At 51.4% G+C, this 2,226-nt stretch carries 3 protein-coding genes; all 3 read left to right on the plus strand.

Annotated elements, in window-relative coordinates:
* Positions 1 to 1,221: MMPL family transporter (locus H740_RS03425; RefSeq protein WP_004322531.1), on the plus strand; the 1,221-nt coding region annotated here is incomplete at its 5' end.
* A gap of 87 nt (positions 1,222 to 1,308) precedes the next feature.
* Complete coding sequence (thiS, locus tag H740_RS03430; RefSeq protein ID WP_004322534.1) at positions 1,309 to 1,503, plus strand: sulfur carrier protein ThiS; 195 nt, start codon at positions 1,309 to 1,311, stop codon at positions 1,501 to 1,503.
* A gap of 1 nt (position 1,504) precedes the next feature.
* Positions 1,505 to 2,226 (plus strand): thiazole synthase (locus H740_RS03435; protein ID WP_004322537.1); only part of this gene is annotated, 722 nt, incomplete at its 3' end.

A 2,226-nucleotide genomic window follows, 5' to 3' on the forward strand; every position in this document is an offset into this window, starting at 1 on the left:
GCCTTTTCGTCGCTTGAGTTGCTGCGCCAAACCGCGATATTTTCGCTATTTACGCTGCTTGGGGCGTTTTTATTTACCTATTTTTGCCTGCCTTTTATATTTGAGGGTGCCACGTTTTCGCAAAGCGCTGTATTTTCAAGGTTTTTTGATAAATTTGCAGGGTTTTGCGAGCGCGCGGCGGGAGCGATAAATTTAAAAGCTTTCCTCGCCGCATTTGCGCTTTGCGCGGGAATTTTGGCGCTAAATTTTAAAAGTCTAAGCGCGCCCGAGCAGATCAAAGACTACGCAAGCTCGCCCGCAGAGCTGCTGGAGCAGTCTAAAAAGATCAGCGAAATAACAGGCGCCGCGCCGCAAAACTCCGTCATCGTGCTAAAGGGCGGAGACGATCTAGTCGGCGACGAAAAGCGGCTAATGCGCGAGCTAAAGCAGGCAAATCTCGTCAAAGATTACGCCTCTGTTTCTAAATTTATCCTAAGCCTGGCCGAGCAGGAAAATGTAAAAAATATCTTTAAAGAAGCTGCGCAGGACGAGGAAATCTTTAAAATTTACGCCCAGCTCGGCCTATCCGCCGAGCTAGTAAAATCCGAACTTGAAAAGATCGCAAACGCGCAAACTATCGGCGTTAGCGAGATTTTAGAATTTGACGCGGCGAAAAATTTGACGCGATTTTTACCGAGTAAAAACAGCAGCGCGGTGTATGCCGAGAGGCTAGTGGGCGGCGTAAAAACGGATGAAATTTTAAAAGCAAACGGCGCTTTTAGCGTCGATTTCGTCGGCGCGCTAAATCAAAATTTGACCGAGGCAAAGGCCTGGGCTGCGGCGCTAAAAGGTGGCGCGTTTTTAGTTGCGTTTGCGCTTTTGTGGGCGTTTTTTGGGGCGACTCGCTCGCTTTTGGTTATGGGCGTCATCGCGCTTGGCGTGCTAGCCGTGCTTTGCGGTTTTGCGGCGCTTGGCGTCCACGTAAATATTTTTGCGATTTTCGGGCTCATTTTGGCGAGCGCGGTCGGGATTGATTATCTTATCTTTGCACTAAACGATGACTTGTCGCGGCGGGAGCGCCTATTTGGGATATTTGCCGCGTTTATCACGAGCTTTATCTCGTTTTTTGCGCTTAGTTTTAGCCAGACGCCCGCAGTTAGCGTTTTTGGGCTAGCCGTTAGCCTTTGCGTCGCGTTTTACGGGCTTGCCGCCTGCACGCTTGCTATGAAAAATTTGGCTTAAATTTAGCAAAAAGAGGTATAATCGGCGACTCTAGGGCGCGAAATTTAACCCGCACGGGCGCGCTAAATTTAATAAAACGGAAAGAGAATGCTAAAAATAAACGGCAAAGATGAGGGTGAGTTTATCGGCAAAACCATAGCGCAGCTGCTAGCCGCAAAGGGGCTAAAGCCTGAGCGCATCGCGGTCGAGTTAAACGGCGAAATCTTGCCAAAAGATAAATTTGATACGGCGCTAAGAGACGGCGACTCGGCCGAGATAGTGCATTTTGTAGGCGGAGGTTGAGATGAAAAATGATGAAAAAGACGATATTTTAGAGCTTGGCGGGCATAAATTTAGCTCGCGTTTTATCCTGGGATCGGGTAAATTTTCATTGCCTCTTTTGGAGGCCGCGGTACACGAGGCGGGCGCGCAGATCGTGACGCTGGCGCTTCGCCGCGTAAACGAGGGCGGACTGGAAAATATCTTAGACTTTATCCCAAAGGGCGCGACACTACTGCCAAACACCTCGGGCGCTAGAAATGCCGATGAGTGCGTGCGTATCGCAAAGCTCGCGCGAGAGGCTGGCTGCGGCGACCTCGTGAAGGTTGAGGTTATCAGGGACAGCAAATACCTGCTACCTGATAACTACGAGACGATAAAAGCGACCGAAAAGCTTGCAAATATGGGCTTTGTCGTGATGCCCTATATGTATCCGGACCTAAATGTCGCGCGCGATCTGGCCTCGGCGGGGGCTGCGTGCGTGATGCCTCTGGGTGCGCCGATCGGGACGAACAAAGGCCTTTGTACGCGCGAATTTATCAAAATTTTGCTCGCCGAGATAGACCTGCCTGTGATCGTGGATGCGGGTATCGGCACTCCAGCGCAGGCGTGCGAGGCGATGCAGATGGGCTGCGCTGCCGTGATGGCAAACACCGCTATCGCGACTGCGGGCGACGTAAAAGCGATGGCGCGAGCCTTTGCGCTTGCGATTCAGGCGGGCAGGCTGGCGTATCTATCGGGGCTTGG

This window comes from Campylobacter showae CC57C, from assembly GCF_000344295.2.
In the GTDB taxonomy this organism is placed as follows: domain Bacteria; phylum Campylobacterota; class Campylobacteria; order Campylobacterales; family Campylobacteraceae; genus Campylobacter_A; species Campylobacter_A showae_B.